A 3,529-nucleotide genomic window follows, 5' to 3' on the forward strand; every position below is an offset into this window, starting at 1 on the left:
CACTCGTCCGCAAGATGGTTTTATTGACGTAGGGAACGGTGGTGGAATTGGACTTGGCTTTGTGGAAAACATGAACAATCCAGTCGTAAATGAGGAAAAAATCATTTATGGAAAACAATATCACACAGTATATGAATTGAAGAATGGCCTTGGACCTGCTCCTATCAAAACTGAAAAAGGTTGGTTACATTTAGCTCACGGAGTTCGCAATACTGCTGCTGGTTTGCGCTATACACTATATATGTTCATGACCGATTTGAATGATATTGCAAAAGTAACACATGCTCCTGCCGGACATTTTATGGCCCCAGAGGGTATAGAAAGAGTTGGAGACGTTTCAAATGTTTTATTTTCAAATGGATGGATTGAAGACAAAGACGGAACTGTTTATATCTATTATGCTTCTTCAGACACCAGAATGCACGTGGCAGTTTCATCTGTAGATAAACTTGTGGATTATGTTATCAATACACCCGAAGACACCTTAACTTCTGCGGGCTCTGTTAATACAATTATCAAACAAGTGAATAAAAACAAAGAAATTTCATAATTGTGCAAACCGATTTAAAAAATCTAAAAATAGAATTAAAGCTTGAGCTCCAAAGTATCCTTTCCTATTGGATGGAAAATACTGTTGATACAAAAAATGGAGGTTTCATTGGTCAAATAGATTACAATAATAACACAAAAAATGAAGCGGAGAAAGGTTCTGTATTGAATGCAAGATTACTATGGACCTTTTCTGCAGCTTACAAAATTTCAAATAACAAAGAACACTTAGATACCGCAAAACGAGCTTTTGAATACATTTCAGAATATTTTTACGACACTGAATTTGGAGGTCTTTTTTGGAGTATCAATTATGATGGAACGCCAAAAGACACCAAAAACCAGATTTACGCCTTGGCCTTTGTCATTTATGGGTTGAGCGAATATTATTCGGTTGCCAAAGATGAAAAAGCATTGGAAATAGCCATTGCTTTGTATCAAAAAATTCAAACATACAGTTACGATGCCTCAAAAGGAGGTTATCTGGAAGCATTTACGCGTGACTGGCAACCCATTGAAGACTTGCGCTTGAGCGAAAAAGATGCCAACGAAAAGAAAACAATGAATACCCATTTGCATATCGTAGAAGGGTATGCCAATTTATATAAAGTTTGGAAAGACGAATCGTTACGAAAAGTCATTGTTGAATTACTGGAAACCATCGAAAAGCATTTTATCAATACCGAAACGGGGCATTTACGATTGTTTTTTGATGAAAATTGGGTAGAAAAGAAAGATGTTATTTCCTATGGACATGATATTGAAGCAGCTTGGCTTTTGTTACAATGCGCAGAAATTTCGGGAGATTCGACATTAATTGCCAATTATAAAAAACATGCCATTCAAATTGCAGATGTTACCAAAGAAGGAATAGATTCAGATGGTGGATTATGGTATGAATATGATCCAGAAACCAAAGAATTGATGGCCGAAAAACACTGGTGGCCACAAGCCGAATTGATGATTGGCTATTTTACTGCCTGGCAACTTTCCGGAAAACAGGAGTACTTGAATATTGTTTTCAAAAACTGGGACTTCACTCAAAAGTATATTATTGACCAAGAAAAAGGAGAATGGTTTTGGGGAGTTTATGCTGATTATTCCACCATGGAAAAGGACAAAGCTGGATTCTGGAAATGCCCTTATCACAATAGCAGAGCATGCATTGAATTAATTCACAGAATTTAAAAGACAACATGAAAAACCTACTCCTAAAAAGCATAGTTACCAGTTTTATAATTGTGGTTAGCAGTTGTTCGAAAGACGACCCAAAACCCGATCCGGTAGTTGTAGTTCCTCCTGTAGAAGTTACTGATGCCCTTACAACACAAAACGTAAAAACCTATATGGTCGACAAAAATGCCACTGCAGAAACGGTTGCTTTATTTTATAACCTAAAGAAATTGGCAAAAACTAAGTTTGCTGTAGGTCAACAAGATGCTTTTCTTTCTTTTTATAAAGATGCTGGTGGCGACTCTGACATAAAAAAGACAACAGGAAACGACCCTGCAATTGTGGGATCTGACTTGTCCTTTGTCACCGACATCCGAAACGATGGCACTGACAGTAATTGGTTCTATCAGGAAGAAGTTAAAAATGCCACCCAGATAAAAAACGCTTACGCAAAAGGAATAATTAACACTGTTTCGTGGCATTTGAGAGGTCCGAAAAACAAAAATTATCCAGCAACGGACAACGAAGAATATACATTTTATGCCAGCTCGATGTTTGACGCTGATAAAAGCACTTTTTTTAGAAGTATTTTGCCAGGAGGTACAGAACACGACTGGTTCAAAGGAAAATTAGATCAGGTAGCTGATTTCTCTTCAAAACTAAAAGGAAGTAAAGGTGAATTAATTCCTTTTATCTTCAGACCTTTCCATGAGTTTGATGGAAGTTGGTTTTGGTGGGGCGCTGATTTCTGCTCTCCTGAAGAATACAAAACGGCGTACCAATTTATAGTGACTTATTTAAGAGATACCAAAGGAGTACACAATATTTTATATGCCTTTTCCCCTGATAACTCCTACTCCACATCGACCAATTATTTGAGTCATTATCCAGGTGATACCTATGTAGATGTTTTAGGAATGGACAATTATGGGGATTTTAACAACCTAGGACAAACTGGAGCTGACAAAGCCAATGCCAAACTAAAAATGATTTCTGATTTAGCCATTACCAAAGTAAAAATTGCCGCGATGACCGAAACAGGTTATCGAGTTACAGCAACGGTTTCACCAGTTACCAATTGGTTTTCAACTTATCTGTACAGTGCACTAACAGCAAATAACATTCAGATAAGTTATATCATGTTTTGGAATAATAATCTAGACGGATATTGGGTTCCAACGCCAACTGCATCGAATGCAGCAGATTTTAAAACTTTTGCAACCAAATCTAAATCGGCTTTGGTGAATACGTTGCCTAGTATGTATGTTTTGCCTAATTAAGCCAAGCAAAATATTTTTAGAATTTGCAGTAAATAAGATCATAAACGGAATGCCCTAGCCCTGATAGTAGTGGAAATCCTTTTTTGAGGTTTTTTCAACCTCAAAAAGATTGCAACGAATAGCAGTACAAAGCTCCAAAAAAATAAATCAATTATGAAGAAATCACTATTAAAAATAGCTTTGACTCTTTTTTGCATGGTAAGTATTACTTGTGAGGCCCAAAAACAACAGGCCAGAATCACTGTGAAAGGAACTCAGTTTTACAAAGGAGACAAGCCATATTCGTACATTGGAACCAATTACTGGTATGGAAGTTTGCTGGCTTCTAAGAAAATAGGCGACCGAAAAAGATTGATTCGTGAACTGGATTTGATGCAGAAGAACGGCATCGACAACCTTCGAATTTTGGTGGGTGGAGATGGTGGAAAATATGATTATACAGTTCGTCCGGCTTTGCAATACGAACAGGGAAAATACGACCAAGACTTACTTGACGGTCTGGATTTCCTTATCGCCGAAATGGGAAA

Annotated in this window: 2 protein-coding genes and 2 pseudogenes; all 4 read left to right on the forward strand. The window is 37.2% G+C overall.

Annotated features, from left to right (window positions below):
* Window positions 1-550, forward strand: a pseudogene (locus VFS71_RS10470) (glycosidase); the annotation flags it as partial.
* A gap of 2 nt (window positions 551-552) precedes the next feature.
* Window positions 553-1,737 carry an AGE family epimerase/isomerase gene (locus VFS71_RS10475; protein ID WP_326401162.1) on the forward strand — a complete coding sequence of 395 codons (1,185 nt, stop codon included), beginning with the start codon at window positions 553-555 and terminating at the stop codon, window positions 1,735-1,737.
* 8 nt (window positions 1,738-1,745) lie between these two features.
* Entirely contained in the window at window positions 1,746-3,002 is a 1,257-nt protein-coding gene (locus VFS71_RS10480) for a glycoside hydrolase family 26 protein (RefSeq protein ID WP_326401164.1), read from the forward strand.
* Between the two features lie 153 nt (window positions 3,003-3,155).
* Window positions 3,156-3,529, forward strand: a pseudogene (locus tag VFS71_RS10485) (beta-mannanase); the annotation flags it as partial.

The organism is Flavobacterium sp., from assembly GCF_035760125.1.
GTDB lineage: Bacteria > Bacteroidota > Bacteroidia > Flavobacteriales > Flavobacteriaceae > Flavobacterium.

Excerpts from the sequence above, each read along its gene's own strand:
- VFS71_RS10480 (WP_326401164.1), top strand. The coding sequence starts at position 1,746 with ATGAAAAACCTACTCCTAAAAAGCATAGTTACCAGTTTTATAATTGTG.